Annotated in this window: 21 protein-coding genes; 10 read left to right on the top strand and 11 right to left on the bottom strand. The window is 66.7% G+C overall.

Features of this window, described 5'->3' with window-relative positions:
* Window positions 1-45 precede the first annotated feature (45 nt).
* Both M1D32_RS03625 and M1D32_RS03620 read left to right on the top strand, forming a co-directional pair.
* A complete protein-coding gene (locus M1D32_RS03625) occupies window positions 46-5,172 on the top strand; it encodes an Lhr family ATP-dependent helicase (protein ID WP_458780985.1) in 5,127 nt (1,708 codons plus the stop codon).
* Complete coding sequence (locus tag M1D32_RS03620; RefSeq protein WP_458780984.1) at window positions 5,165-5,995, top strand: Fpg/Nei family DNA glycosylase; 831 nt, start codon at window positions 5,165-5,167, stop codon at window positions 5,993-5,995. Before M1D32_RS03625 ends, M1D32_RS03620 begins: the two co-directional genes overlap by 8 nt.
* 70 nt (window positions 5,996-6,065) lie before the next feature.
* On the opposite strand, the gene yczE is transcribed toward M1D32_RS03620, so the two are convergent.
* Window positions 6,066-6,722, bottom strand: coding sequence for a membrane protein YczE (gene yczE / locus M1D32_RS03615; protein ID WP_458780983.1), 657 nt, complete (start codon window positions 6,720-6,722; stop codon window positions 6,066-6,068).
* Window positions 6,723-6,783: 61 nt separating this feature from the next.
* On the opposite strand from yczE, the gene yczR reads away from it, so the two are divergent.
* A complete protein-coding gene (gene yczR / locus M1D32_RS03610) occupies window positions 6,784-8,313 on the top strand; it encodes a MocR-like transcription factor YczR (RefSeq protein WP_458780982.1) in 1,530 nt (509 codons plus the stop codon).
* Window positions 8,314-8,360: 47 nt separating this feature from the next.
* Here yczR and M1D32_RS03605 read toward each other — a convergent pair whose 3' ends face one another.
* Window positions 8,361-8,897, bottom strand: a complete 537-nt coding sequence (locus M1D32_RS03605) for a DUF4188 domain-containing protein (RefSeq protein ID WP_458780981.1) — start codon at window positions 8,895-8,897, stop codon at window positions 8,361-8,363.
* A gap of 79 nt (window positions 8,898-8,976) precedes the next feature.
* Between M1D32_RS03605 and M1D32_RS03600 the strand changes: the two genes are divergently transcribed.
* Both M1D32_RS03600 and M1D32_RS03595 read left to right on the top strand, forming a co-directional pair.
* The gene (locus tag M1D32_RS03600) at window positions 8,977-9,552 is read left to right on the top strand and encodes a TetR/AcrR family transcriptional regulator (protein WP_458780980.1); all 576 of its coding nucleotides are present in this window, start codon (window positions 8,977-8,979) and stop codon (window positions 9,550-9,552) included.
* A 97-nt stretch (window positions 9,553-9,649) separates the two neighbouring features.
* Window positions 9,650-10,615 (top strand): RluA family pseudouridine synthase, encoded by a 966-nt coding sequence (locus M1D32_RS03595; protein WP_458780979.1) that lies wholly within the window; start codon window positions 9,650-9,652, stop codon window positions 10,613-10,615.
* A 23-nt stretch (window positions 10,616-10,638) separates the two neighbouring features.
* Here M1D32_RS03595 and M1D32_RS03590 read toward each other — a convergent pair whose 3' ends face one another.
* From M1D32_RS03590 to M1D32_RS03580, 3 genes are all read right to left on the bottom strand, one after another.
* On the bottom strand, window positions 10,639-13,020 hold the full coding sequence (locus M1D32_RS03590; protein WP_458780978.1) for a MinD/ParA family ATP-binding protein: 2,382 nt from the start codon (window positions 13,018-13,020) through the stop codon (window positions 10,639-10,641).
* An 83-nt stretch (window positions 13,021-13,103) separates the two neighbouring features.
* Window positions 13,104-13,304 (bottom strand): hypothetical protein, encoded by a 201-nt coding sequence (locus M1D32_RS03585; protein ID WP_458780977.1) that lies wholly within the window; start codon window positions 13,302-13,304, stop codon window positions 13,104-13,106.
* Window positions 13,305-13,362: 58 nt separating this feature from the next.
* Window positions 13,363-13,566, bottom strand: a complete 204-nt coding sequence (locus tag M1D32_RS03580; protein ID WP_458780976.1) for a hypothetical protein — start codon at window positions 13,564-13,566, stop codon at window positions 13,363-13,365.
* A 691-nt stretch (window positions 13,567-14,257) separates the two neighbouring features.
* Here M1D32_RS03580 and M1D32_RS03575 point away from each other — a divergent pair.
* Both M1D32_RS03575 and M1D32_RS03570 read left to right on the top strand, forming a co-directional pair.
* On the top strand, window positions 14,258-14,896 hold the full coding sequence (locus M1D32_RS03575; RefSeq protein ID WP_458780975.1) for an AfsR/SARP family transcriptional regulator: 639 nt from the start codon (window positions 14,258-14,260) through the stop codon (window positions 14,894-14,896).
* Window positions 14,897-14,996: 100 nt separating this feature from the next.
* On the top strand, window positions 14,997-15,617 hold the full coding sequence (locus M1D32_RS03570; protein WP_458780974.1) for a DedA family protein: 621 nt from the start codon (window positions 14,997-14,999) through the stop codon (window positions 15,615-15,617).
* A gap of 9 nt (window positions 15,618-15,626) precedes the next feature.
* Here M1D32_RS03570 and M1D32_RS03565 read toward each other — a convergent pair whose 3' ends face one another.
* From M1D32_RS03565 to M1D32_RS03555, 3 genes are all read right to left on the bottom strand, one after another.
* Window positions 15,627-15,932 (bottom strand): hypothetical protein, encoded by a 306-nt coding sequence (locus M1D32_RS03565; protein ID WP_256246369.1) that lies wholly within the window; start codon window positions 15,930-15,932, stop codon window positions 15,627-15,629.
* A 114-nt stretch (window positions 15,933-16,046) separates the two neighbouring features.
* On the bottom strand, window positions 16,047-18,869 hold the full coding sequence (ppc, locus tag M1D32_RS03560) for a phosphoenolpyruvate carboxylase (protein ID WP_458780973.1): 2,823 nt from the start codon (window positions 18,867-18,869) through the stop codon (window positions 16,047-16,049).
* A 112-nt stretch (window positions 18,870-18,981) separates the two neighbouring features.
* On the bottom strand, window positions 18,982-19,449 hold the full coding sequence (locus tag M1D32_RS03555) for a hypothetical protein (RefSeq protein ID WP_458780972.1): 468 nt from the start codon (window positions 19,447-19,449) through the stop codon (window positions 18,982-18,984).
* A gap of 172 nt (window positions 19,450-19,621) precedes the next feature.
* On the opposite strand from M1D32_RS03555, the gene M1D32_RS03550 reads away from it, so the two are divergent.
* Complete coding sequence (locus tag M1D32_RS03550; RefSeq protein ID WP_458780971.1) at window positions 19,622-20,452, top strand: DUF1684 domain-containing protein; 831 nt, start codon at window positions 19,622-19,624, stop codon at window positions 20,450-20,452.
* 13 nt (window positions 20,453-20,465) lie between these two features.
* Here M1D32_RS03550 and M1D32_RS03545 read toward each other — a convergent pair whose 3' ends face one another.
* Both M1D32_RS03545 and M1D32_RS03540 read right to left on the bottom strand, forming a co-directional pair.
* Window positions 20,466-21,689, bottom strand: a complete 1,224-nt coding sequence (locus M1D32_RS03545) for an acyl-CoA dehydrogenase family protein (protein WP_458780970.1) — start codon at window positions 21,687-21,689, stop codon at window positions 20,466-20,468.
* The gene (locus M1D32_RS03540) at window positions 21,686-22,537 is read right to left on the bottom strand and encodes an SDR family NAD(P)-dependent oxidoreductase (protein ID WP_458780969.1); all 852 of its coding nucleotides are present in this window, start codon (window positions 22,535-22,537) and stop codon (window positions 21,686-21,688) included. The genes M1D32_RS03545 and M1D32_RS03540 overlap by 4 nt, the downstream gene beginning before the upstream one ends.
* 135 nt (window positions 22,538-22,672) lie before the next feature.
* On the opposite strand from M1D32_RS03540, the gene M1D32_RS03535 reads away from it, so the two are divergent.
* Window positions 22,673-23,899 (top strand): glycoside hydrolase family 76 protein, encoded by a 1,227-nt coding sequence (locus M1D32_RS03535; protein ID WP_458780968.1) that lies wholly within the window; start codon window positions 22,673-22,675, stop codon window positions 23,897-23,899.
* Here the strand turns inward: M1D32_RS03535 and M1D32_RS03530 are convergent, their stop codons facing one another.
* Complete coding sequence (locus tag M1D32_RS03530) at window positions 23,900-24,505, bottom strand: YdeI/OmpD-associated family protein (protein WP_458780967.1); 606 nt, start codon at window positions 24,503-24,505, stop codon at window positions 23,900-23,902. It lies immediately after the preceding gene.
* A 102-nt stretch (window positions 24,506-24,607) separates the two neighbouring features.
* Here M1D32_RS03530 and M1D32_RS03525 point away from each other — a divergent pair, with 102 nt between their 5' ends.
* Window positions 24,608-25,345: a VOC family protein gene (locus M1D32_RS03525; protein ID WP_458780966.1), complete on the top strand. Its 738-nt coding sequence runs from the start codon at window positions 24,608-24,610 to the stop codon at window positions 25,343-25,345.
* Window positions 25,346-25,349 lie beyond the last annotated feature (4 nt).

Here is a 25,349-nt window from a genome sequence, read left to right as displayed (position 1 = left end):
CTGCATGCCCGCCCCACTGTCGGTGGCTTGGGGCATGATGGAGGCATGATCCAGGAACAGCCGGCAGCGGGTGGCAGGGGTGCAGTCGCGGAGGCTCCCATGGCCCAGTTCAGCAGGCCAACACGCGACTGGTTCCTCGGCGCTTTCTCGGAGCCGACCCCCGCACAGAACGGCGCGTGGCAGGCCATCTCCTCCGGCTCGCACGCGCTTGTGGTCGCTCCCACCGGATCGGGAAAGACCCTCGCCGCGTTCCTCTGGGCGCTGGACCGGCTGCTTGAGTCCGGGGCCGCAGCCGCTCCAGAAACCCCGGCAGCAGAGGCACCGGCAAAAGGAAGGCGCCCCCGCGCACCCAAACGCAAGACCCGGGTCCTGTACATCTCGCCGCTGAAGGCCCTCGGCGTCGATGTGGAGCGGAACCTCCGCTCCCCGCTGATCGGCATCACGCAGACTGCAAAGCGGCTGGGGCTGCCGGCACCGCTGATCACGGTGGGTGTCCGTTCCGGAGATACCACAACGGCGGACCGCCGCGCCCTGCTGAGCAACCCGCCGGACATCCTTATCACCACACCGGAATCGCTGTTCCTGATGCTCACCTCCCGGGCCCGGGAAACACTGACCGATGTGGACACCATCATCATCGATGAGGTCCACGCCGTGGCCGGGACCAAGCGTGGAGCCCACCTCGCCGTGTCACTTGAGCGGCTGGATGCCCTGCTGCCCAAACCGGCCCAGCGGATTGGACTTTCGGCCACCGTGGAGCCGAGGGAACTGGTGGCGCAGTTCCTGGCCGGCTCCGCACCGGTGGAAATCGTTGCCCCGCCCGCGAAAAAGAACTGGGACCTCACCGTTTCCGTGCCGGTGGAGGACATGTCCGACCTCCAGGGTGCTGCCGGAGCCTTCGACTCCGGTCCCGCTTCCGGGCTGCAGCCCCAGGCCTCCATCTGGCCGCACGTGGAGGAAAAAATTGTTGACCTGGTGCTGGCCAACCAGTCCACCATCGTTTTCGCCAACTCCCGCCGTTTGTCCGAACGGCTCACGGCGCGCCTCAACGAGATCTACGTGGAGCGGCAACTGCTGGCTGAGGGCGGAGGTTGGGATGATCCTGTGCCCGCCGGCACCCAGGCAATCGCGTCGGCCCCCAGGGCTCCCGTTTCCACGGCCACCGCTGCCCACATGATGGCGCAGGCGGGAAGTTCAGCGGGGGCGGACCCTGTGCTGGCGCGGGCGCACCACGGCTCCGTGTCGAAAGACCAGCGGGCGCTGATTGAGGATGACCTCAAATCGGGCCGGTTGCGGTGCGTTGTGGCCACGTCATCACTGGAACTGGGCATCGACATGGGCGCCGTTGACCTGGTGGTACAGGTGGAATCACCGCCGTCGGTAGCCAGCGGCCTGCAGCGGGTGGGCCGTGCCGGCCACCAGGTGGGCGAAGTTTCCCAGGGCGTCCTCTTTCCTAAGCACCGGGCGGACCTGGTGCACACAGCCATTACCGTGGAACGCATGCTGGGCGGCAAGATCGAGCGCCTCAGCATCCCGGCCAATCCCCTGGACATCCTGGCGCAGCAGACAGTGGCCGCCACGGCGCTGGGCAGCATCGATGTCGAGGAATGGTTTGCCACTGTCCGACGCTCCGCCCCGTTCGCGTCCCTCCCCAGGTCGGCGTTCGAGGCAACCCTGGACCTGCTGGCGGGCCGCTACCCTTCCGACGAATTCGCCGAGCTTCGTCCCCGGATTGTCTGGGACCGGAACGCCGGCACCATCGAAGGCAGGCCGGGGGCCCAGCGCCTCGCCGTCACTTCCGGCGGCACCATTCCGGACCGCGGCCTCTTCGGTGTGTACATCATCGGCACGGAGCTGGAGGGGTCGGCGGCGGCGTCCGCAGACGGCAAGCCCGCGCCTGCGCCCAAGGGCGGCCGGCGCGTCGGCGAGCTGGACGAGGAGATGGTGTACGAATCCCGTGTGGGCGACGTCTTCGCCCTGGGCGCCACCAGCTGGAAGATCGAGGACATCACGCACGACCGCGTGCTGGTCTCCCCGGCCTTCGGGCAGCCCGGCAAGCTTCCGTTCTGGAAGGGCGATTCACTCGGCCGCCCGGTGGACCTGGGCCGCGCCCTTGGCGCCTTCGTGCGGGAACTGTCAGCGTCCGACGTCGTGCCCGCCACCGAACGCTGCCAGGCCAGCGGCCTCGACGCCTTCGCTGCCAACAATCTGATCCAGTACCTCAGTGAACAGAAGCAGGCAACCGAGGTGGTGCCCAGCGACACCACCTTGGTGGTGGAGCGGTTCCATGACGAACTGGGCGACTGGAGGGTGATCCTGCACAGCCCCTTCGGCATGCCCGTGCACGCACCGTGGGCCCTGGCGGTGGGCCAGCGGCTCAACCAGCGGTACGGCATGGACGGCTCCGCCATGGCCGCCGACGACGGGATTGTCCTTCGCGTGCCCATGATGGAAGACGAGCCGCCGGGGGCTGAACTGTTCCTGTTCGACCCGGAGGAACTGGAACAGATCGTCACAGCAGAAGTGGGGGGCAGCGCACTGTTCGCCTCACGCTTCCGCGAATGTGCCGCCCGTGCACTGCTGCTGCCCCGCCAGACACCCGGCAAACGGCAGCCGCTGTGGCAGCAGCGGCAGCGGTCCGCCCAGTTGCTGGACGTGGCGCGGAAGTACCCCACGTTCCCCATCGTGCTCGAAACGGTGCGCGAATGCCTGCAGGACGTCTACGATCTCCCGGCGCTCAAAGACATCGCTGCGTCCGTGGAACGGCGCGAGCTTCGGATCGTGGAGACCACCACCTCGCAGCCGTCCCCCTTCGCCAAGTCACTCCTGTTCGGATACGTTGCCCAGTTCCTTTACGAGGGTGACTCCCCCTTGGCGGAGCGCCGGGCCGCTGCCCTGGCCCTCGACTCCACCCTCCTCAACGAGCTGTTGGGGCGCGTGGAACTGCGCGAACTGCTGGACGCCAAGGTCATCGACTCCACCGAACGGGAACTGCAGCGCCTGGCGCCGGACCGGCGCGCCCGGGGAGTGGAAGGTGTCGCGGACCTGCTGCGCCTGCTTGGTCCGCTGACGCCGGAGGAGGCTGCCGCCAGGCTCCAGGGCGAGGAGGCCGCAGCCGCCGAACCTGCCGGCCAACCTGCCAGCGGGGGGCCGGCGGCCGGGGACGTTGCGGCGGCGGATGCGGCTGTTGCGGAACCAACGGATGCCGAACTTGCGGCCGAGCTTGCTGCCCAGGCGCCTGCAGCTGACCTGGCCCATGCCACTACCGATTCCGCCACCGGCCACCTGCTCGCCCTGCAGCGGGCCAACCGCGCCATCAAGGTCAACATCGGCGGCGTGGAACGCTTCGCCGCCGTCGAAGACGCCGCGCGGCTCCGGGATGCCATCGGGGTTCCCCTTCCCATGGGAGTGCCGCTCGCGTTTATTGAACCGGTGGCGGATCCCCTGGGGGATCTCGTATCCCGTTATGCCCGCACCCACAGGCCGTTCACAGCAGCGGAAGCGGCAGCCCGGCTGGGCTTGGGCGTGGCAGTGGTCAGCACCGCCCTCAAGCGCCTCGCCGCGGACGGGCGGGTGGTGGAAGGCGAATTCCGGCCCCATTCCGGCCCGCCTAAGACGCACCTGGCTGATACGGACCCGGCAGCTGCCGATGCAGCTGCTGCCGCCCCTGCTGTTACCGAGCCTGCTGATGCAAACCCCACGCCCGCTGAGGCGCTCCATCCGGCCACGGTCAGTGAGTGGTGTGATGCCGAGGTACTCCGCAAACTGCGCCGGCGGTCGCTGGCAGCACTGCGGGCAGAGGTGGAGCCTGTTGATGCGTCCGCCTACGGTCGCTTCCTGCCGGCCTGGCAGCACGTTCGTACCCCCGGTGCAGGCCGCGGCCAACCGGGGTTGCGCGGGCTGGACGGCATCGTCACAGCCATCGACCAGCTCTCGGGTGTTCCGGTTCCCGCCTCCGCGTGGGAGCCGCTGGTCCTGGCCTCCCGGGTCTCAAATTACCAGCCGGCCATGCTCGACGAACTGATGGCCACCGGCGAGGTGCTGTGGTCCGGAGCAGGAGGGCTGCCCGGCAACGACGGCTGGATCAGCCTGCACCTGGCCGACTCCGCCGAGCTGACCCTGAATCCCGCCATCGACTACGAACCTGGCGACGCCCAGCAGCGGCTCCTGGAGCACCTGCGAAACAACGGCGGCGGTTATTTCTTCCGGCAACTGACTGAGGTTGCCGGCGGCATGGACTCGGTTTTGAGCGACCAGGAGGTTGTCACCGCGTTGTGGGACCTGGCGTGGGCCGGACGCATCACCGGCGACACGTTCGCGCCCGTCCGCTCCCTGATCGCCGGCGGGCACACGGCCCACCGGCAGGTGGCCCGCGCACCCAGGGCGCGGGCACCGCGCCTGAGCCGGCTGGGCCGGTCCCACGGGACCGGCTTAATGGGCTCAACAGGTATGGGCAGCGGCCGGTACGGAACGTCAGCCGGCACGGCCACACCTCCTTTGGCAGCCGGCCGCTGGTCCGCGCTCCCGCAGCCCGAACTGGACCCCACCATCCACGCCAGGGCCACCGCCGAACTCCTGCTGGACCGCTACGGCGTGGTCACCCGCGGCTCGGTGATGGCAGAACAAATCCTTGGCGGATTCGGTTTGATGTACAAAGTCCTGGCACGGCTCGAGGAAGCGGGCCGCTGCCGCCGCGGTTACTTCATCGAGCACCTGGGGGCAGCCCAGTTCGCCGTGCCGGCCACCGTGGACCGGCTGCGTTCGTACTCGGAGGACACCCAGCTCGCCAAGCCCGAGCCTGTCGCCCTCGCCCTGGCCGCCACCGATCCCGCCAACCCCTATGGCGCGGCTCTCCCCTGGCCTGCGCTCCACGACGAAGCGGGAACCGGGCACCGTCCCGGGCGGAAGGCTGGTGCACTGGTGGTGCTGGTGGACGGCGTGCTGGTCCTGTACGTAGAACGCGGCGGAAAGACGCTGCTGGCCTTCAGCGACGACGACGCCGTCCTCGCCGCGGCGGGCTCGGCACTGGTCAGCGTGGTGACCCGCGGCGCCGTCGACAAGCTGATCATGGAGAAGGTGAACGGCCACGGGATCCTGGATACGCCCGTTGCGGCGGCGCTCAGTTCGGCCGGGGCCTACTCCACGCCCAAGGGTCTGAGGATCCGTGCCTGAGGGGGATTCCGTCTGGCGTGCGGCCAACCAGCTGCACCAGGCGTTAGCGGGACAGAAACTGATAGCGTCCGATTTCCGGGTGCCCCGCTTCGCCACATTGAACCTGGCAGGCTGGACGGTCGCGGAGGTGGTGCCCCGCGGCAAACACCTGCTGATGCGGGTAGTGGGCCCGGAGGACAAAAGGCTTACCATCCACTCCCATTTGAAAATGGAGGGCACCTGGCAGGTCTACCCGCCAGGCGGCAGGTGGCGTAAGCCGGGATACACGGCCCGGTGCGTGCTGCGTACGCCGGTGGCGGACGCCGTCGGATTTTCCCTTGGCATTGTTGAAGTGGTGGCCACGGCCGATGAAGACTCCATCGTGGGGTTCCTTGGCCCGGATCTTTTGGGACCGGACTGGGACCTGGACGAAGCGGAGCGGCGGGTGCGTGCTGCCCCGGATGTACCTATCGGCGTCGCCCTGCTGGACCAGCGCAACCTGGCGGGGATCGGCAACATTTACCGCTGTGAGGCCTGCTTCCTGTCCGGTGTCCACCCGGCGACACCGGTATCCGCCGTCCAGGATGTGCGGACCATGATGATTGATGCCAAGCAACTGCTGGAAGTAAACCTCGGTCCCGGCCGCCGCGTCACCATCCTCAACGCCAAAGGCCTGCCGGTGGGGAGAATGGCCGGGCGGCCCGGCTATTGGGTGTACCGCAGGGAGCACCAGCCCTGCCTCAAGTGCGGAACGCCGATCCGGCGGGGCGTCCTGGGGAGGTTAAACGGCGAGGAAGAACGGGACATCTACTTCTGCCCCCAATGCCAGCCGCTCCTGGAATAGGAGTCCCCGCGCAGACGTCCTGGCCTCCGCGCCCGGGTTAAGGCACCCTGCCCGGGAGCGGGGAGTCCTGCTAGCCGTTGCTGGCCAGTGGTTCGGGAGTAAGGGAGCCGGCGTCTTCCCGCCCCTGTGAACCGGGTTCCGCTGGCAGCGCGGCCGGCACCATAAACACTGGGAGCAGCAGCTGGACCAGGGGCCCAATCGCGAGGGCGTAAACCACAGTGCCCACTCCCACTGAGCCGCCCAGGAGCCAGCCGACAGCCAGGACCACCACTTCAATCAGTGTGCGCGACAGCCTGACAGACCATCCGGTGCGCCGGGCGAGGCCCGTCATCAGGCCGTCCCGTGCGCCAGGCCCAAACCGTGCACCGATGTAGCAGGCCGACGCAATGCCGTTCAGCAGCACGGCTCCTGCGAGCATGGCGGACTGCCCGCCCAGGTGGGTGAAGGCCGGGATCACGGCAAGGCCAATGTCTGCGAAGACGCCCACCAGCACGGCGTTGCACAATGTACCGAACCCGGGCCGCTGCCGCAGCGGAATCCAGAAAAGCAGCACCAGGAAACTCACGATGATGACCAGCAGGCCGATGCTGAGCCCGGTCCGCCCGGCTACTCCCTGGTGAAAGACATCCCAGGGGTCCAGGCCCAGCCCGGCCCGGATGAACAGGGCGAGGGATATTCCGTACATTGCGAGGCCGAGAAAGAGCTGGAGGAGTCTGCGGGTCAACATGGGAACCACCATCGCAGAAAACTGGCATTGAATTCCATAGCCAGTTTGGAATACTGGCCTTATGTCCCCTCTCAGCGCGGCCGCCCTTGCCCGTCTTCTCGGAACGTGGCACTTTGGCGCGGCGCCCGCCTACCGTGAACTGGCCGACGTCGTACGCCTCCTGGTCCTGGACGGCCGGGTGGCGCTGGACACCGCCCTGCCCAGCGAGCGGGCGCTGTCCGAATCCCTGGGCGTCAGCCGCACCACCGTAACCGCCGCCTACGGACTCCTCCGGGAGCAGGGATTTCTCACCAGCGGCCAAGGCAGCCGGAGCCGGACCCGGATTCCACGCACGACGGCGGCCGGCAGCACGTTGCTCACCGGCCCGGTGCCTGTTGGTCCAGCGCTGGCAGAGCCGGGACTCGCGGCACCGGGCCTGGCCGCCCCTGAGGGTCTGATTGACCTCGCCTACGCGTCCCTTCCCGCGAGCGGTGAGGTAGTACACCGCGCATTCGCGGCGGCCCTCACCGAACTTCCGGCCCTGCTCCCGGGATTCGGCTACGACGCCGTCGGCCTGCTCCCCCTGCGCGAGGCAATTGCGGCCCGGTACACGGCAGCCGGGGCACCGACAACGGCAGACCAGATCCTGGTGGCGTCGGGCGCACAGCATGCCCTGAACATCATCCTCCGGGCCCTTGCCGGGCGGCAGGACCGGGTGCTGGTGGAGCACCCGAGTTACCCGAACGCCCTTGACGGCATCCGCGCCGCCGGTTGCCGCCTAACCCCTGTGGCATTCTCCAGCACCCCCGCTACGGGAGATGACAACGGGCGGCCGGCTCCGGCCTGGGACATGCAGGCACTTCAGGCCGCCCTGATGCAGCAGCGCCCCAAACTCGCCTACGTGGTGCCGGACTTCCACAATCCCACCGGACAAGTAATGCGCGACCCCCAACGCCGCCTCCTGGTCAGGGCGGCGGCGGCCGCGGGAACTACGCTGGTGGTGGACGAAACCCTGCGGGAGCTGAACCTCGACGGCGTCCAGACCACTCCCGTGGCGGCTTTTAGTCCAGCAGTGGTCACCATCGGATCGCTGAGCAAGTCGCATTGGGCAGGCCTCCGCACCGGATGGATCCGGGCTTCCGGGGAACTGATCCAGCGGTTCGCGGCGGCACGGACCTCGCTGGACCTGGGCGGACCTGTCATGGAACAACTGGCCGCGGCGCATCTCGTCCGGGCCCTGGACGAGCCGCTGCCGGCCCGGCTTACTGCCCTGCGGGACAGCCGCGCCGCCCTGCTGGAGCTGCTGGCCGGATACCTGCCGGAGTGGGAAACGGCGTACCCCTCCGGCGGCCTGTCCGTCTGGTGCAAACTGCCCGCGCCCATCAGCACCGCACTGACGGTTATCGCACCCGATCATGGAATCCGGTTGGCGGCAGGGCCGCGCTTCGGGATTGGCGGCGCCTTCGAACGCTACCTCCGGGTACCGTTCACTTTGCCGCCGGAGAAGCTGCAGACCGCGGTGCTTGCCCTGCGGTCTGCGCAAGACCGGCTGGACGCCGCCCCCCAGCTCCGCAGGACCCTGAGGGTCGCCCCCACCGTCGCCATCGCCTGACGGGAGTTCCCATTGCCCGTGAGTGCGGCTGGTGCCTGGGCGCGTGACTATCGCCTGGCGGGAGTTGGCGGTGCGTCGGCGCTTGACGGTGCCGCCGGTTGCCTTGCGGACCTGCCCATCCGCTGCCTTGCAGTACTTGTACCGGCCCCGACAGGGACATGGGCCGTGGCCTTCGCCAGCCCGAACAGCGGCATCCCGTTGTAGATGACTTCTATCCCGGCCGCAGGCACCTGGTAGGTTTCATGCCAGACACCTACGTCTCCACTGCCGGCCGTTTCCTTCATAAAACGGCGCCATGGCTCCAGGTGGGGGGACTCCCGGTCTGCGGCGAACTTCCGCAGGTGGTCCGGGCTCTCCCAGTAGCTGAGCAGCATGGTGGTCCGCCCGAACCACTGTTCGTATCCCAGCATTCCCGACGACGGGTCCCCTGCCAGGTGCTGGAGCATCCGCGGCATTGCCGCAGCGACCTTCCCAACCGTCGCCGCCTTCCACCACCGGTTTGCCCGCATGCCGATCAGGAAGACAGTAACTGAGTCCCGGCCCGGGTCAGCGGTGTACCGGCCAGAAAAAACACTCTGTGCCATGGGAAGCTCCTTGGTCTCGGTTTTCGTAACGCCATTTCATAACAGCGTTACAAAACAAGGTTATGAAACAATGGATCCCATGGCAAGACCCGTAGTGCATAACGATTCCCTGAGGCAGCAACTGCTCGCCGTAACGGCTGACTTGGTGGACCGGGACGGGCCCGCCAAGGTGACACTGCGGGATGTGGCATCGGCGGCAGGGACTTCCACTACCGCCGTTTACTCGCTGTTCGGCGGGAAGTCCCAACTCCTGACGGCAGTGGTGGACGACGGATTCGCATCGTTCCGGGACTTGCAGGTTGCCGCTGCACCGGGTGGACTTCGTGAGCTTGGAGTCGCCTACAGGATGTGGGCCCTGGAGCATCGCGCGCTGTACCGGCTCATGTTCGGCGGCGCGCTCGCGGCCTACGTTGATTGCCGGCCCACCCCGGAGGTGGCCGCCGGCGCCATGCAACCCCTCATCAACGCCGTTGCTGCCGCACAGTCCGAGGGGGTCCTGCTCCCGGCGCCCGTTGAGATGGTTGCCTTCGCGATCTGGGGCCAGGTGCACGGCGTGGTGAGCCTGGAGCTCGCCCAGGTGGGCCCGCCGGAGGCTGACTGGGCAGCTGCCTACAACGCAGCGCTCGACGCCATCGGCCGCGGCTGGGCGGCCTGACCCACCCGCCGGTTGATGGTAGCGGCGAAGAGCTTCGGACGTGCGTAGCCACGGGAGAACTGAAGGCAGCAGCCGCGCCCCGTAGAATTGTCCGGTGATGAAATCCCCCCTCCCCGTGCGCGACGGCGTCAATGCCACCCGCCTGCGCCTTCCCGTGGAGGGCCCCTGGGATACCGCGATGGACTACATGATGCATCGCTGGGGGCATATTGATCCGCAGGGCATCGAGGACAGGTTCGACGCCGGTGAGATCGTTGGCGAGGGCGGTACCCCGCTGAGCCGCTCCACGCGGCTGCAGGACCATACGTTCATCTGGTACTACCGGACGCTGCCGCCGGAAACCCGCATTCCCGTGGAGCTGGACATCCTGCACCAGGACGAGCACCTGCTGGTGGTGGACAAGCCCCATTTCCTGCCCACCACCCCGGGCGGCACCTATATCCAGGAATCCGCCCTGGTCCGCCTGCGGAACCAGCTGGACCTGCCGGACCTGATTCCCATGCACCGGCTGGACCGCATGACGGCCGGCGTCCTGCTGTTCTCGACAAACCCGGACACCCGCGGCAAGTACCAGGTGCTTTTCGAGAAGCGCCAGGTGCAAAAAAACTATGAGTGCGTGTCCGCGGCGGAGCCTGCGGAAGGGTATCCCGCCGTCGAATTTCCCGTGGTGGTGCGCAACCGCATGACCAAGTCGCGCAGCTACCTGCTGGCCGAGGTGATTGACGGCGAGCCCAACGCGGAAACGCGGATTGAGCGGCTGGCAACGTTCGACGGCGGTGCTTCCGCCGCCGCTGCGGCACCCGGCAGTCCCGTGCGCCGGGCGCTGTACCGGCTGGAACCCCACACCGGAAAGACCCACCAGCTGCGGGTGCACATGGCGTCCCTGGGGCTGGGAATCGTTAATGACGCCTTTTACCCGGAGTTGCTGGACAAGGCACCGGACGACTACACCAAACCCCTGCAGCTCCTGGCCCGCGGCATCCGGTTCGTGGACCCCACCTCAGGGAAGCCGGTGGAGTACCGGAGCCGCCTGCAGCTCAGCGAGGCCGGGGCGCTCCCGTAAACGAAGCCCCGGCGCCGCTCGTCCTACATGCCGCGCATCACCGCGGCGGAGGCACGAAGCCATGCCTCGCGGGTGGCCGGCTGCAGCGCCTGGTAATTCAACCGTGCACCCGAGACGAGGGATTTGTCGTAGGGAACATCGAGCACTTCCCTGGTCAGGCTTGCGAAATGCCTGCGCGCCCTGGCATGAAGCTGCACGTCGGTTTGCCCGGAGGGTGCCGCGAGCAACGTCACGGCGTTGCTCACCTTGGCCTGGAAACCGCGCTCGCGCAGTCCGTCAACGAGCCAGACGGCACTTGCCAGGGTATCCTCCCGCAGGGTGGAGATGATGACCAGTTCGTCGGCCGCCTGCACAGCCGCCTGCCAGTTCGAGGACCGCATATTGTTGCCGGTGTCCACCACTATGATCCGGTAGAAGCGGCGCAGCGCCGTGTGCAGCCGGTCGAACTCGCGGCTGCCAATGGTGGCCGCTCCGGCAGCATCCTCGTCCGAGGCCAGCACGTCAAACTGCGTCGAACCCTGGTAGCGCACGTACCGGTCCAGGTCCCCGATCCGACCCAGGACGGGGCTTTCGAAGCGGTCCACCTCCTCCAGCAGGTCCACTGCCGTCCGCGGATGGACGGCCAGCGGCGCCCGCCACCCAAGGGTGCCCCGGGTTTCATTGTTGTCCCACGCCAGCGTGTAACCACCACGCTCGATGCCCATCGTGGCGGCCAGGAGCAGGGTTGCGGTGGTTTTATGGGCGCCACCCTTGGGGTTGACGACGACGACGGTCCTGGGTCCATCCAATCGCCGTTGGACATCTTCCCTGGCGTCCAGATGAGCGCGTTCGCGGGGGCCGGGGGCAGGCTGGATGGCATTGCCGGTGAGCCGGCGGACGGCTCCCTGCCAGCCCGCCTCGCTCAGTACTGCCGGCGGCGAAGGCCGTTCGGCGAGGAAATCCTGGAGGGTGGGGACGCCGTCGTGCGTGGCCGCGGACGGGGCTTCGATAGCCATGGCGGACTCTTCTTTCTGTGACGGCCCGGGTTTCTGCGGCTGCCCCGGCCGGCGGGGCTGCGTGGCCGCCGCCGCTGGCTTCGCCGGGCTTCCACCTGCGCTACTGCCCGCACGCTGTACCAGGCGCAGGAGGAGGGCAAGGAGTCCGGACAGCATCCGGTACAGCAGAATGCCCAGGCCGATGACCGGCAGGGACAACATAAGGATGGAGAACAGTGAAAGCACCGTGGCGGCGGCGTCGCCGGTTGCGATGGCGTCGCCCGCGAGCAGCGCGTGCTGCCTGATGGCTGCGACGGCCTGCTGGAGGATCACGGGCAGGTTCAGCAGCATCCACCCGAGCGCCAGGAACAGGAGCGGCACCACGGTGATGACCCACGCTGTCACGATGCGCCGGGCGAAAGGGCGGAGCTCGGCAACCCGGGGATCCACGGGACGGCCGGGTATCAGGCTTAGCAGCACCGGACGGATCCGGTTGAAGAGGTCCGGCACACCGGCAATATCGGCAAGGACGAAGTAGCCGTCGAAACGCAGTGTGGGCACCAGTTGCTGGATCATCTCGAAGTGCATCAACGCCGCAGCCAGCAGGAAAAACCCCTGCCCGGTCAGCAGGTAGGCGCCGCCCAACCCGATCAGGCAAAGGCAGTTGAAGTACAGCCCGCCCAGGTCAGTGCGGATCCTGCCCGCCCGGTCCAGGCGGTAGGAGTCTGTGACGTCGGTAAAGAAGGCAGGAAAAACCAGGTAGACGCCGACGCCGATCCTTCCGGGCCTTGCACCTCCATACCGGCACGCCGCTGCGTGGCCGATCTCATGGATCACTGCCCCGGCTGTCAGCAGCGCGGCGACTCCAAGGAGGAGAGCCGGGGTCAGCAGGACCTGCTGGAGAGAATCCATCAGGTCTCCCCTGGCCAGCAGCAGGACATCAACGATCACCAGGACAACAAGGACGGTGGCAACCACTGGTCCCCAATACAGCGGCGCAAGAATCCCGGCCAGGGTATTGACGGCTTTTTCGGGGAGGAGCGTCCCGCGCAGCCGCAAGGCGAGCAATGGGTTGGCGGTCGGTAAGGCACCGGACTCCGGCTGCCGGCCGTCGCCGCCGTCGTGGCCGGCCTCAGCAACCAGGCCCATCGGGGCCAGCCTGGTATCCACAAGGTGGAGGAGCCCGCTGACATCCAGCTCCCGCCCGTAGGCCTCGCTGACTTCCTGCGCTACTTGTTCGGCGGACTTCCCGGGCGACAGGGTAACCATCACCACGTGGAGCAGCTCCGAAAGCTGGACCACCTGCCCGTCTCCCCGCTGCAGCAGATAACTGCTGCTCTTGAGCCCCGAGCCTTCCACCTGGCCGAGGAATTTCACGCCCGGCGAGGGGGACCAGCGCCTCAACACGGCCGAATCGGGTGCAGTTGCCACTTTCCCCCCAATGAGTTGAGCGAGTAGAACGGTGGGCATGCCCCACAATGCTGAGGCATGCCCACTGTTTGGAGCCGGCGAACCTACTGTTGCAGTACCAGGATGTCCTGCAACGCTGCCGAGTTCGCAATGGAACCGATCGAGGCCGCATTGACGGCCATCGACAGGTTCACTGCGATCACGGGCGAGACGTTGATGTTGAAGAACAGCGTTTCCTTCATGGGAAGCAGTTCCACAACCTCAGCGTCAAGATCCACCGGTGTTAGCGCGGTCGATGCTGTCATAGCACCACACCTCTCTCCCGGGCATCCCCAGGTCCAGACATGGAAATGATGGACAGGGTTAGTGCTGGAGAACAGCGATGTTCTGGACAGCGCTGCTGTGCGCTACCGAGAACAGCGAGGCAGCGTTCAGTGCCACGGACGTGTTATTCGCGTAGACGCTTGCCAAGTTAATGCTGTCGCCTCCGAAGTACAGGGTTTCCCGCGAAGGCAGCAACTCCACGCTCTGGCCTTCCAGTTCCTGAATGGTGAGTTCCTTCATCATGTCAATCACCCCCTCTCGACGTCTCCCGATCAGTCAACGCGGGGCCCCGTGGCGGTGCCGTTACTGCGGCATCATTTTTTCGTTATCCCGTAACGCCGCTGTGACAGGCTGACTTGGGCGACGAATATTCTGTGCCTAGGATGGTCATACCGGGCAGTAATATCCCTAAAATGCCGGAAATGCAGCCGGAAATAACAGACAAGGAAAGCAGGCGCCTCTTTTATGGCGGAAAGTGAAGGAACGATGGTAATCCGTGCGTGGCTTGAGCCCAGCCACCCCCAGCCGCTACGGGCGCGCATGATTTCCAGCAAACCAGGCCGGGATGCGGAACTCGTAGAGACAGCAGCCGATGCTGATGCGATCCTCCTTGCCGTCCGCCATTGGCTTGACGCACTGCAGACGCCCGGGAGTACAACCAGCAAGTAGCCCGCCGGCCCCCGATTAAAGGGGATTTAATTACTGGCGCTTCATCCCCTTTTGACGGACAATTAACCACTATTTCCGGCTTATTAGCCTCAAAAGCTTCTGTTACTAAAATGACTTGACATGCTCCCGTTGAGTGTCACCATGGTACTCGGGGGGATCGGTGTTATCCGGTCGCTTGAGAGGGATTGGCATGACGGTTACTCTCGGACAGGAGTGGCACTTAAGTCTGCTGGGAGCTTGGCGGTTACGCCGTGGCAGCACTGCAGTGACGGTAGCCAGCCGGGAACAACGGCTTCTCGCATGCCTGGGATTATTCGGGTGCCGCCACCGAAGCTTTCTGGCCGGGCTCCTGTGGCCGAAGAGCAGTGAACCGCAGGCAGCGGGAAACCTGCGTACCACCGTCTGGTGCATTTCCCACACCTTCCCCCACCTGCTGCAGACAGGAGCGGACACGCTCGAGCTCGATGAATCCGTCCGCGTGGACGCCCGGGCCTTGGAGCGGCAGGTGGCCACGATACAGACGCAGCCGCAGGCCCACATCCCGAACAGCTACCTGGAGAGCCTGGGCCGGGCGGACCTGCTCCCGGGCTGGTACGACGATTGGGTCATCTTTGAACAGGAGCGGTTCCGCCAGCTACGCCTGGGTGCCCTGGAGTTCCTGGCCCGCCAGCATCTGGCGGCAGGTGATCCCGCGAGGGCTGTCGATGCCGCTTTGTCCGCGGCGGGCATCGAGCCCTTGCGGGAATCAGCTCATCTGCTGCTGGTCCAGGCCCACCTCGGCGCCGGAAACAGGGCAGCGGCGGTCCGCGCCTACACGATGTTCGCAGAGCGGCTCTACGACGAACTCGGCGTCCCGCCGTCTGACCAGCTCACCCGACTCGTGTCCGACTTTGTCCGGCGCTGAAACGGCTGGCAGCGCCGGCAGGCAGAGCGGGTTCCCGTCTGCGGCCGCTCTTTGTTAGGCCCACAGTTCCAGCCTCCCGATTCTGCGGTACCTTGTGGCAATGGACTTCGGCAGCGCTGACAGCTGGGGGACGGCGATCTATTTCTGGATCATCCCCATCGTGCTCGGCGACGCCATCTTTCCGCCGGTCCCGTCCGAGATGGTGGTGATCACCGGTGGAGCGCTTTCCGCTGACGGCCGGGCCAACGTGTTCCTGGTGGTGGCCCTGTCCGCCCTGGCCTCCTGGCTGGGCGACGTTGTGGTGTTCCAATTGTTCAGGAAGCGGCTGAGCCACGTCCTTGACCGCTGGCGATGGGGCCGGCGCGTGCATTCCGGAATCCATGGTGCCATTGCCAAGGCGGGCCGTTCGTCCACCTACGGAACCATCATTGGTGCCAGATTCATTCCGGGCGGCCGGTTGGCAACCTCGGCCGCTGCCGGGATCGCTAACGTCTCGGTCCGTGGCTTCAGCCTGTGCGCCGGACTCGGTGCGTTGCTCTGGGCCTGCTGGCTGGTGGGCCTGGGCTACTTCACCGGCTCGGCCACCGGCCTGCCGTTCTGGGCCAGCTCGCTGATCGGAGTCGCGCTGGGACTGGTGGTGGGCGTCGTCGTCGGCATCATTGTGACCCGGCGCCGCGGCAACAGATCACCGGTTGAAGAGCCGGACCCTCCGCTGGCCTGACTATGAGGCCTACACAGGCGCCCAGCGGCCCCTGTTGCGTCGCAGCACCATCAGCGAACCGGTCAGCGCAACGCGTTCGACGGCGTCGCGCATCATGGCTGCCGATTCCAGCGCCTGCTGGTTCTCGCCGCTGTATTCGGTTGCCTCAACGAGGAACCGCAGGTTCAGTTGCGGCACTCCTCCGGCAATCTGCAGTTGGTTCGACTCCACGTGGTGGCGTGTTTCCAGCGCCTCCACCGCTGCGTCCATAACGGCTTCAGGGGGATTGCCGGGGCGCAGGCCAGTGATCTTCAGGCGGGTCTGGAACGATGGCATGCCTCCAACCCTACCCAGACGCTCTCTCCCTTAATGCTGGAAAACCCCAAACCCTCTCTCACGAGGGAGAGAAGGTTTGGGGAAAACCCGCGTTAAGTGAGAGAGGGTTGGAGGTTACCCGGTGTTGCGGAGGCCGGCCGCCACGCCGTTGACGGTGATCAGCATGGCCCGCTGGAGGCGCTCGTCGACCTCTGCCCCGCTGATGCCGTCGGCCTTGCCGGCAGCTTCCGCGCGGACACGGCGAAGGAGTTCCACCTGCAGGTAGCTGATGGGATCAAGGTACTGGTCACGGATCTCGAGTGAACGCTTGAGCGTGGGCTGGGCGTCCAGGAGCAGGTTCTCGCCCGTCAGGTTCTGGACCTCGGCCACGGTCAGCTCATATTCCTCCCGGATCGCGCGGAAGATGTGGTGCAGCTCGTCGGGGACGAGGGTGGATACATAGTAGCCGGCGATGTCCAGGTCCGTCTTGGCAAGGGTCATCTCCACGTTGGACAGCACGGACCGGAAGAAGTGCCAGTTCTCCCACATCTCCACCAGCTGCGCGGAGTTCCCAGCCTCGCGGGCGGCCTTGAGGCCTGAGCCCACCCCGAACCAGCCCGGGACGATCTGCCGGGACTGGGTCCAGCCGAACACCCACGGGATGGCGCGCAGGCCGCCCAGCCCTGCCCCGGAGTCCGGGCGCTTCGACGGGCGGGAACCGATGTTCAGGGAGCCCAGCTGTTCCACGGGCGTGGAGGCCAGGAAGTAGGCGGGCAGGTCAGGGTCATCGATCAGCTTCCGGTACTGCCCGAAGGCGGCGTCGGAGATGGTTTCCATGACGTGCCCATACCGTTCACGCTGGTCCGCGGAGGTGCGGGGATCCCGGTGCAGGGCTGAACCCTGCAGTACGGCGGCGAGGGACAGCTCGAGGTTTTCGCGGGCCAGCTCGGGCAGCGAGTACTTGTCCGAAATGACCTCGCCCTGCTCAGTGAACTTGATTTCGCCTTCCAGCACGCCGTTCGGCTGGGCCAGGATGGCATCGTACGTGGGCCCGCCGCCGCGGCCCACGGAGCCACCGCGGCCATGGAAGAGGCGCACCCGCACGCCGTGCTTGGTGGCCACGTCCCGCAGCTTGCGCTGGGTCTTGTGGATTTCCCACTGGCTGGTCATCACGCCGGATTCCTTGTTGGAGTCCGAGTAGCCCAGCATGACCTCCTGCACGTCCCCGCGGAGGCGCACGAGCTCGCGGTAGGAGGGATCGGACAACAGCTGGTCCACGATTTCCGCGGAGGCGCGAAGCTCCTCCACCGTTTCCAGCAGCGGCGCGAACCCGATCTTTGCGTACGGCTTTTCGCCGAAGAGGTTCACCAGACCGGCTTCGCGGGCCAGGACGGCGGCGGCGAGTACGTCGTCGGCGCCGCGGGTCATGGAGATGATGTACGTCTCGATCACGTCCGGACCGTAGGCGCGCAGGGCACGCCGGATTTCACGGAAGACGTCGTACGTGCCGTCAGCGGCGCCGTCGAGCTTGATCGGGTGGCCGGACAGCGGCCGGCGCGACGCGAGCTCGGAGCCGAGGACTTCGAAGCGTTCCCCGCGGCTCAGTTCCGCGTACCGCAGCCCCGGCCCGCCAATCCGGTCCATGAGCTGGCCCACGGCGTCGTGGTGGTAGTCGGCGTGTTCGCGGATGTCCAGGGTGGCCAGGTGCAGGCCGAAGGAGGCGACTGCGCGGCGGACCCGGGCAAGGGCGCCGTCGGCAGCGAGCGACGCCGAGTGGTTGCGGAGCGAGAGTTCCAGCAGTTCGAGGTCCGCGAGGAGTTCGCCGGTTCCGCTGTAGTCGCGTCCGTGCTCATGGTTGGAGTTTGCAGCTACCCTCTTGCCGGTGTTGATGAGCTTGGCCTTGATGCAGGTGAGCTTCAGGCGGTAGGGCTCCTGGGCGTTAAGCTCCAGTACGCGCCGGTCCAGCCCGGGCAGCTTCTTCAGGTCGGCGTCGATGGAATCGAGCAGTTCCTTGTCCGCGCCGGCCAGGGCCGTGGAGTTCGAGAGGATGGAGATCAGTTCGTCGATCATGCCAATGCTGATCCGGATGGCGTGCTGGTTCTGGATCTGCAGGATTTCGCGGGTTACGGCCGCGGTGACGTTGGGGTTGCCGTCGCGGTCGCCGCCGATCCAGGAGCCGAAGCGGATAGGGGCGTTTTGGGACGCGAGGCTGACACCGTGTTCGCCCAGCAGTTCGGCCAGTTCGGTCAGCATTTCGGGCATGGCGTCGGTGAGGATGCCGCCCAGGTAGTAGATCGCATTGCGGGCTTCGTCCACCGGAGTGGGCCGGACCTGGCGGAGTTCGTCGGTCTGCCACATCTGGTCGATAATTTCGGCGAGCTGGCGGTCCTGGCGGCGGCGGGCCGTGGTGCCCTCGGCCGTGGGCTGGGCCAGGACGTCGGAAAGCTTGCGGATCTTGTCCAGCACCGAACGGCGCGAGGCCTCGGTGGGGTGCGCGGTGAAGATGGGGCGGACATCCAGCCCGTTGACTACTTCCTGCAGCACGCCGGGGCCGGCCTGTTCGGCGATTTCGTTGACGGTTTTCGCGAGCCAGCCGTCCTTTTCCTCCCGGGTCCGCAGGCCCCGCACGCGGTGGACCTGTTCAGCGGCGTTGGCGAGGTGGAAGTAGAAGGCGAACGCCCGGACCAGGTCCGTGGCCTGCTCGATGGGCAGGGAGCCGAGGAGTTCGCGGACCTGGGCAACGACGTCGTGCGCGCTCCAGGGCCCGGTGGCATCGGCTCCGCCGCGCGCAGCCTCCTTGGATTCCTTGGTGAGGAGGCGCACCTGCTCCACGAGGTCCAGGAGCTCAGGTCCGTGCTGGCGGACCAGTGATTCGCCCAGCAGCGTGGAGACCCGGCGGACGTCTGCCCTTAGTTCGGAGGCAAGATCGGTTTCGGAATTTGTTGCAGTGTGAGCCATGGAAACTATCTTTCGAGGGTTCGGACTTGGCTCGTACACTGCGCTGGATACTGTGAGCCACGTAACTAGCTAAAGATGCTACCCGCAGTCCGGCGTCCCGGGGCAATCTGTCTCAGATAATGTCGTCGGCCGGGTAACCCACATGGCGTTTCACGCTCTCAAGCTCCGCCCGCAGCCGGAGAAGCTCCGTGCTGTGCCGGGCGAATTCAGCATTCCGCCGCCTCGCCGCCCCGGCGTTGACCACCAGGACCAGCAGCCCCGCCGGCACCGCGGCAGCCAAAGCCCACCCGGCAGCCCCAAAGTAATCCAGCGCCACGGGAAGCGCTGACCGGAAATCGATGAACTCATTGACGCCGTCCGCCATGCCGCCCAGCGCCCCTTCCAAGGGCTCAAGGAAGTCCCCCACCACCGGGGCTCCGGATAAGTACGGGGCAGTGAGTTTGGACTGCGCGTCGCCGCCCCAGCGGCCATCACCCAGGTGGTTCAGGACGTAATTACCTGCACCCACGCTCGCTGAGATGAACACCAGCAGCGAGGCCAGGACCGCCTGGTCCGGGCGGCGCGGACGCCAGGCAAGCATGGCTGCTCCACACACAGCCGCGGCGATCCACGTCAACCACCTGAGCCACTCAGCGCTTACGCCCGCCAAAATATCCACGCAACCCATTCAACCGCGCCAACAGTCCTGCCGCGGAATGAAACGCCCGGCCTCCACGGTTGTAGCCGGGGCAAGCAGACGCCCGAAAGGAACCATGAGCACCATTCCAGCCGCCAAGGTAGAGCGCTGGCAGCGCTTCCGCGACAACCGGAACAAGGCCCTGGCCGCCCCGCACGGCTGGCTGACCCTCACGTCCTTCCAGTGGCTGGAGGGCGCGCCCGCCGCCGTCGACCTGGCGCCGGGGCTGTGGTCAACAGACGGTACGACGGCGGCACTGACGGCAGTGCCCGCGGATGGCCTGTTCCTGGTGGAGTCGGGCAAACCGGTCCATGGCACGGTTTCCGCCGCCCTCGCCGACGAGGAGTCGTTGATGTGGGTCCGGTTTGGCGGCGGGGACGGGGCGCAGGTTGTGGTGGAGCTGGCCATGCGGGGAGGCAGGTACGCCCTCCGCACCCGGGACGCCGGCTCACCGGTTTTCGCCGAATTCGACGGCGTTCCCACCTACCCGTACAACCCCCGCTGGGAGGTGACCGGGCAATTCGAGCCCTACCCCGAGCCCGTGGAGGTGCCCATCGCCACCGCCAACCCGCTGGTGGACGGGATCCACCGCACGGTGGGCGACGTGGTGTTCCGCCTTCCCGGCAGCGGGCACGAGTTCCGGTTGCAGGCGGAGGAGGAAAAGCTCGGTGCCCTGACCGTGACGTTCCACGATGAAACCAACGGCGATACTACCGATGACTGGCGCAAGCTCGCCCTGCCCCGGCCCCGCCCGGACGGGTCCGTGGTCCTGGATTTCAACCGCGCCATCAACTATCCCAGCGCCTTCACCCCTTACGGCACCTGCCCCATGCCGGTGAGGAACAACTCACTGGACGTACGTGTTGAGGCGGGCGAAAAGCAGCCCTATCCGCCTGCCGGAGACTAAGGCCCACCCGGGACTAAACGATGGCCGAGACTCCCGTGACGGCACGGCCCACGATCAACGTGTTGATCTCGAAAGACCCCTCATAGGTGTAGATGGCCTCGGCGTCCGAAAAGATCTTCGCCATCCGATAGTCGGTCACGATGCCGTTCCCACCCAGGATCGACCGGCCCAGCGCCACGGTCTCCCGCATCCTGGCGCTGAGGTAGGACTTGGCCAGGGCCACGTGCGGCATGTTGGCGGCGCCCCCGTCCTGCAGCCTCGCCAGCCCAACCATCATGGCCATGCTGGCTACGGCGTTGCCCAGCATGGTCACCAGCTGCTGCTGGACCAGCTGGAACTGTGCCAGCGGGCGTCCGAACTGGTGGCGTTCGACGGCGTACTGCCGGGCGACGTCGAACGCTGCCAGCTGCTGGCCCACGGCCTGCCAGGCGACCATGATGCGCGAGCCGCGCAGCAGCTCGTTGGTGTCCTCGAAGCTACTGATGGAAGAGAAGCGGTCCGCCTCCGCCACCTTGACGTTGTCGAAAACGATGTCGGCGTTCTGGACTGTCCGCAGGGCTATCTTGTTTTCGATCCGGGACCGGCTGACCCCGGGCAGGGTGGCATCCACGATGAAGCCCCGTACGGACCTGTCGGCCTCGTCCCTGGCCCAGACCAGCATGTAGTCGCAGAACGTCCCGTTGCCGATCCACCGTTTGGCGCCGTTCAGCACCCAGGCGTCCCCGCCGTCGTCGGGCTGTCCCGTGGTGGATGAGATCCTCCGGGCGCGGGTCTCCATGCCTCCGGCAACGTCCGAGCCGTGGTCCGGTTCGGTCAGGGCGAAGGCGCCGGTGATGCGCAGGTTGGAGGCGTCGTCGAGCAGCCGCTGCCTCTGGTCCTCGGTGCCGAAGGCGTACAAGGACTCAACAAAAAGGTCGTGGTGGACCAGGAAGAACGTGGCGATCGAGGTGTCCACACGCGTCATCTCGGCAATCACCAGTCCGGCGAACAGGTGGCTGTAGCCGCGCTGCGCCGGCGTGCTGAGCTGCAAAGCTGCCAGTTTGGGCAGGATGTGCGCCGGAAACTCGGCCTTGTTCCACCACTCCCCCGCATAGGGGGCGATCTCCGCTGCCAGGAACCTGCGCAGCTCAGCCAGCTTCTCCCGTTCGGCCTGGTTCAGCAGCGCTTCGACGTCGAAGAAGTCGGCCGAGGGCAAGCCGGAGATGGTTGCAGCGGCTTCACGGGCGGTGTTTGTCATTTCGGCCCCATCCGGATGGCGCCGTCAAGGCGGATGGTCTCACCGTTGAGCATGGCGTTGTCCACAATGTGCGCCACCAGGTTGGCGTATTCGTCGGGCTTGCCCAGCCTCGTGGGGTGCGGCACCTGGGCACCCAGGGAATCCTGCGCTTCCTGCGGCAGCCCCGCCATCATGGGCGTTTCAAAGATTCCCGGAGCGATGGCCACCACCCGCACCAGCGAGCGCGCGAGCTCCCGTGCGAGAGGCAGGGTCATGGCCGCCACCGCGCCCTTGGAAGCAGCATAGGCAGGCTGGCCGATCTGTCCTTCAAAAGCAGCCACGGACGCGGTGTTGATGATGACCCCGCGTTCGGGACCACCCAGCTTTGTGGTGGCCGGCTCGGTAGCCACCATTGCTGCTGCCGCCAGGCGCAGCACGTTGAAGGTCCCCACCAGGTTGACCTGGATCACCCGGTTGAACGCCTCCAGGGGAAGCACGCCCTCCCGGCCCAACACCTTCCCCGGCGTGGCGATGCCTGCGCAGTTCACCACAATCCGCAACGGTCCAAGGGCCGTAGCGGCATCGACGGCGTCCTGCACGTCGGCTTCACTCGTGACGTCCGCAGGCACAAAGACGGCGGACTTTCCCAGGCTGCCTGCCCGGCTCCCGGCCTGGCCGTTGTCTCCCCCGCTGTCCTCACCCGCGCCATTGAGCCCGTTGTTCAGCTCCGCTGCGAAGGCTGCGCCCGCAGAGGACGGAAGGTCGACAAGCACCACTGTTGCCCCGTCGTCGAACAGCCTGCGGGCAGTGGCAGCCCCCAGGCCTGAGGCGCCGCCGGTAACCAACGCAACGCTGCCTGGAACGTCCATACATCCTCCTTGATGCGTGACTGCTTCGGCAGGAAACCGCGAAGCATTAGTTAGTGCATGTTAACTGAAATTCCTGCGGCTCTGCACTACCGGCCCTCCGCCCGCACGCCGCGGTGCCCGGTTAGGGTGGGAGCCATGACTTCCGCGGATGCTTCCCCTCGCGTTGACTGGACGGCAAGGGCCAACGGCGCCGCACGGTCAGTGACGGCACTGTTCGGCAGGAAGCTGTTCTTCCTGCCCGGCACGCACCTCGGCGCGGTGACGTGGCCCGTGCCAGGCTGGCGGGACGGCCTGAAAGGCAAAGTGTTCCGTCCCTGGCATTACTGGTGGCAGGCCCACTATGCCGACTGCCTGGTGGATGCGGGCCGGCGCGAACAGCGCAACGGCGCCACCCAGGCAGCGGGATTCAATGGAGCCGGCAGGCCCAGCGCCGGGCGCCTCGCTTCCCGCCTGGTGACCGGAATCTGGTTGCGCAACGCCTTCAAATTCGTGAACAACTACTACGACGACATGGCCTGGCTCGCCCTCGCCGTCCTCCGGCTCGACCAGTTGGCGGAGGAGGCCGGCATGCCGGGCCGCCGCCGCAAGGCTGGCGTCCGCAAAGCCCTCACCCTGCAGTTCGACGCAGCATGCACCAAGGACCTGGGCGGGGGTGCTTTCTGGAGCAAGAAACGGGACTTCAAAAACACCCCCGCGACTGCACCCATCGCGCTCTACTACGCCCGCACCGGCCACCGTGCAAAGGCGCAGTCGCTGCTGGACTGGCTGGACGCCACCCTCTTTGATCCGGACCAGGGCCTGTACCTGGACGGTGCCCGGCTGGACCCGGAAGGGAACGTGGTGATCGACAGGGCGGTCTACACCTACAACCAAGGCCCGGTCCTGGGCGCGCAGCTTGAACTGGGCGGAGACGCGAATCTCTCCCGGGCGGCCGAGGTAGTGGAGGGGGTTGCACGGCTGCTGACGGTTCCGGTGCAGGATGCCCCGGCAGCCCCCGGCACCACCGGTGCCCGCCGGATGGCGCTGCGCTGCGAGGGAACGGGCGACGGCGGTCTCTTCACCGGGATCCTGTGCCGTTACCTTGCCCGCGCCGCCGTTGATGCCCGGCTTCCTGAGCGGACCAGGGCTACGGCTGCCCGGCTGGTACTCGACACTGCCGGGGCGTTTTGGGAGGGGAAGCGGCTTGCTGCCCCAAGCGGAGGGGCCGGCAGCACGGGGCGGCCCGCAAGGTACATTTTCTCGATGCACGCCGCCGCCCCCGCGGACGCCACCTACCCGCCCGGAGCCGTCGTCGAACTCTCCACGCAGCTGCAGGCCTGGATGACTTTCGAGGCTGCCGCTTCAATCACCCTGGCCGACTGATTACTCTGGCACCGCCGGCGGGCGCTTCTTCTGCGGGTACGGCGACTCCCCGCGGGCCAGCATCTCCACGAATGCGGCAATCTTCCGTTCCCGGGTGGCGGCCTGCTTTGCGGAATTGGTCCGGTAGATCAGGGCGAAGCGGTTGGTCCTGGTGAGGACGTCAAACATGGCCTGGGCTGCGGGAACCGCGGCTATCGCCGCTGCCAGGTCCGCAGGAACTTCGGCCGTCGCCTGTCCGTCATAGGCTTTGTCCCAGCGGCCATCTTCCTTGGCTGCGTTCACGGCCGCCCAGCCGGCGTCGGTCATCCGGCCGTCGGCCTCCAGGCGGGCCACATACTTGACGTTCCTTGCCGACCACGGGCTTTTGGTACCCCGGGGGGTCATGCGCTGGAAGGAACTTTCCGCGTCCCGGCGCCTGGCCTGGCCGTCGATCCAGCCGAAGCAGAGGGCCTCGTCCAGGGCAGCCGCATAGTCCAGTTCGGTGACGTTTCCGCCCTTCTTGTGCAGGACCAGCCAGACGCCGGGGCTGCTTTTGTGGTGTTCCTCCAGCCAGCTGCGCCAGGCGGAGGCATCGGGCACGAGCAGTTCCTCAAGTTCAACAGCCATGGCCCTATTCTGCTCCTGCAGCGTTGCGGCACAAGCCATGCCCCTGGAGCTCAGCCCGTGGCATCATGGCACTATCGATCCCTGCCGACATAAAGGACAGCCATGCTCCGCGTCCGCCCCGTGCACTTCACGTCCGAGATTGATTCCTGGGAGCGGCTTCTCACCGCCCTCGGCCTGGTCTTGACCGAGGGCGATACCGGGTCGCGCGTCTTCGACGCCGGTTCCGGCCGCCTTGCCCTCCATGACGTACCGGAAGGAGCAGCTGAGGACGGAAGCACAGCATTGGCTGTGGAGGTGGGCGATGTGGCTGAGTTCGCGCGCCGCACCAACCTCTCGGCGCAGGACGAAGGAACCACACCCGCGGAAATCATCACTGCAGACCACGGTGAGGCCTGCAGGATCACGGCGTCGGACGGTTTCGGTTTCCTGGCTGACCAAGCTGCCCCCGGCGCTGACGGGGCCGGGGGCGCTGACCCCGCCCTCGCCGTCGTCGGCGTTTGGTTGACGGAAAACCCTGCCGCCGCTTCCCAGACCCTGCGGCACATCGGTGCCCGCCCCCGTCCCGTGCCGGACAACGACGAAAACGCAGACTTCACCGCCAAGAACGGCGGCGTGCTTCTGGTGCGTCCGGCGTCGGGCAGATCACGCTCGGGGCTCGGCTTTGAGTACGACGGCGGCCTGGAACCGTTGCAGCGACGCCTCGCCGCCGCCGGGTTCGAGGCCGGCATTACCGAGGAGGCCTTTGGCAGGACGCTCCACGTGCCCAACCCGGATGCCGGGCCCGCCGCGCCCCGCGTGCCAGCCACCGTATGGATCTCCGAGCAGCGTCCCATGGGGTAGAACT

This window comes from Arthrobacter sp. D3-16 (assembly GCF_054408515.1).
Note: the sequence above shows the minus strand (reverse complement) of the source record. Positions and strands in the feature narration are given on the sequence as shown.

What these genes read in the sequence shown, in the direction of transcription:
- M1D32_RS03555 (WP_458780972.1), bottom strand. Translation starts at nt 19,449, where the DNA reads ATGCTTGCCTGGCGTCCGCGCCGCCCGGACCAGGCGGTCCTGGCCTCG.
- yczE (WP_458780983.1), bottom strand. Translation starts at nt 6,722, where the DNA reads ATGTTGACCCGCAGACTCCTCCAGCTCTTTCTCGGCCTCGCAATGTAC.
- M1D32_RS03540 (WP_458780969.1), bottom strand. Translation starts at nt 22,537, where the DNA reads ATGGACGTTCCAGGCAGCGTTGCGTTGGTTACCGGCGGCGCCTCAGGC.
- M1D32_RS03580 (WP_458780976.1), bottom strand. Translation starts at nt 13,566, where the DNA reads ATGATGAAGGAACTCACCATTCAGGAACTGGAAGGCCAGAGCGTGGAG.
- M1D32_RS03535 (WP_458780968.1), top strand. Translation starts at nt 22,673, where the DNA reads ATGACTTCCGCGGATGCTTCCCCTCGCGTTGACTGGACGGCAAGGGCC.
- M1D32_RS03570 (WP_458780974.1), top strand. Translation starts at nt 14,997, where the DNA reads ATGGACTTCGGCAGCGCTGACAGCTGGGGGACGGCGATCTATTTCTGG.
- ppc (WP_458780973.1), bottom strand. Translation starts at nt 18,869, where the DNA reads ATGGCTCACACTGCAACAAATTCCGAAACCGATCTTGCCTCCGAACTA.
- M1D32_RS03525 (WP_458780966.1), top strand. Translation starts at nt 24,608, where the DNA reads ATGCTCCGCGTCCGCCCCGTGCACTTCACGTCCGAGATTGATTCCTGG.
- M1D32_RS03595 (WP_458780979.1), top strand. Translation starts at nt 9,650, where the DNA reads ATGAAATCCCCCCTCCCCGTGCGCGACGGCGTCAATGCCACCCGCCTG.
- M1D32_RS03600 (WP_458780980.1), top strand. Translation starts at nt 8,977, where the DNA reads ATGGCAAGACCCGTAGTGCATAACGATTCCCTGAGGCAGCAACTGCTC.
- M1D32_RS03585 (WP_458780977.1), bottom strand. Translation starts at nt 13,304, where the DNA reads ATGACAGCATCGACCGCGCTAACACCGGTGGATCTTGACGCTGAGGTT.
- M1D32_RS03530 (WP_458780967.1), bottom strand. Translation starts at nt 24,505, where the DNA reads ATGGCTGTTGAACTTGAGGAACTGCTCGTGCCCGATGCCTCCGCCTGG.
- M1D32_RS03565 (WP_256246369.1), bottom strand. Translation starts at nt 15,932, where the DNA reads ATGCCATCGTTCCAGACCCGCCTGAAGATCACTGGCCTGCGCCCCGGC.
- M1D32_RS03605 (WP_458780981.1), bottom strand. Translation starts at nt 8,897, where the DNA reads ATGGCACAGAGTGTTTTTTCTGGCCGGTACACCGCTGACCCGGGCCGG.
- M1D32_RS03625 (WP_458780985.1), top strand. Translation starts at nt 46, where the DNA reads ATGATCCAGGAACAGCCGGCAGCGGGTGGCAGGGGTGCAGTCGCGGAG.
- M1D32_RS03545 (WP_458780970.1), bottom strand. Translation starts at nt 21,689, where the DNA reads ATGACAAACACCGCCCGTGAAGCCGCTGCAACCATCTCCGGCTTGCCC.
- M1D32_RS03550 (WP_458780971.1), top strand. Translation starts at nt 19,622, where the DNA reads ATGAGCACCATTCCAGCCGCCAAGGTAGAGCGCTGGCAGCGCTTCCGC.
- yczR (WP_458780982.1), top strand. Translation starts at nt 6,784, where the DNA reads ATGTCCCCTCTCAGCGCGGCCGCCCTTGCCCGTCTTCTCGGAACGTGG.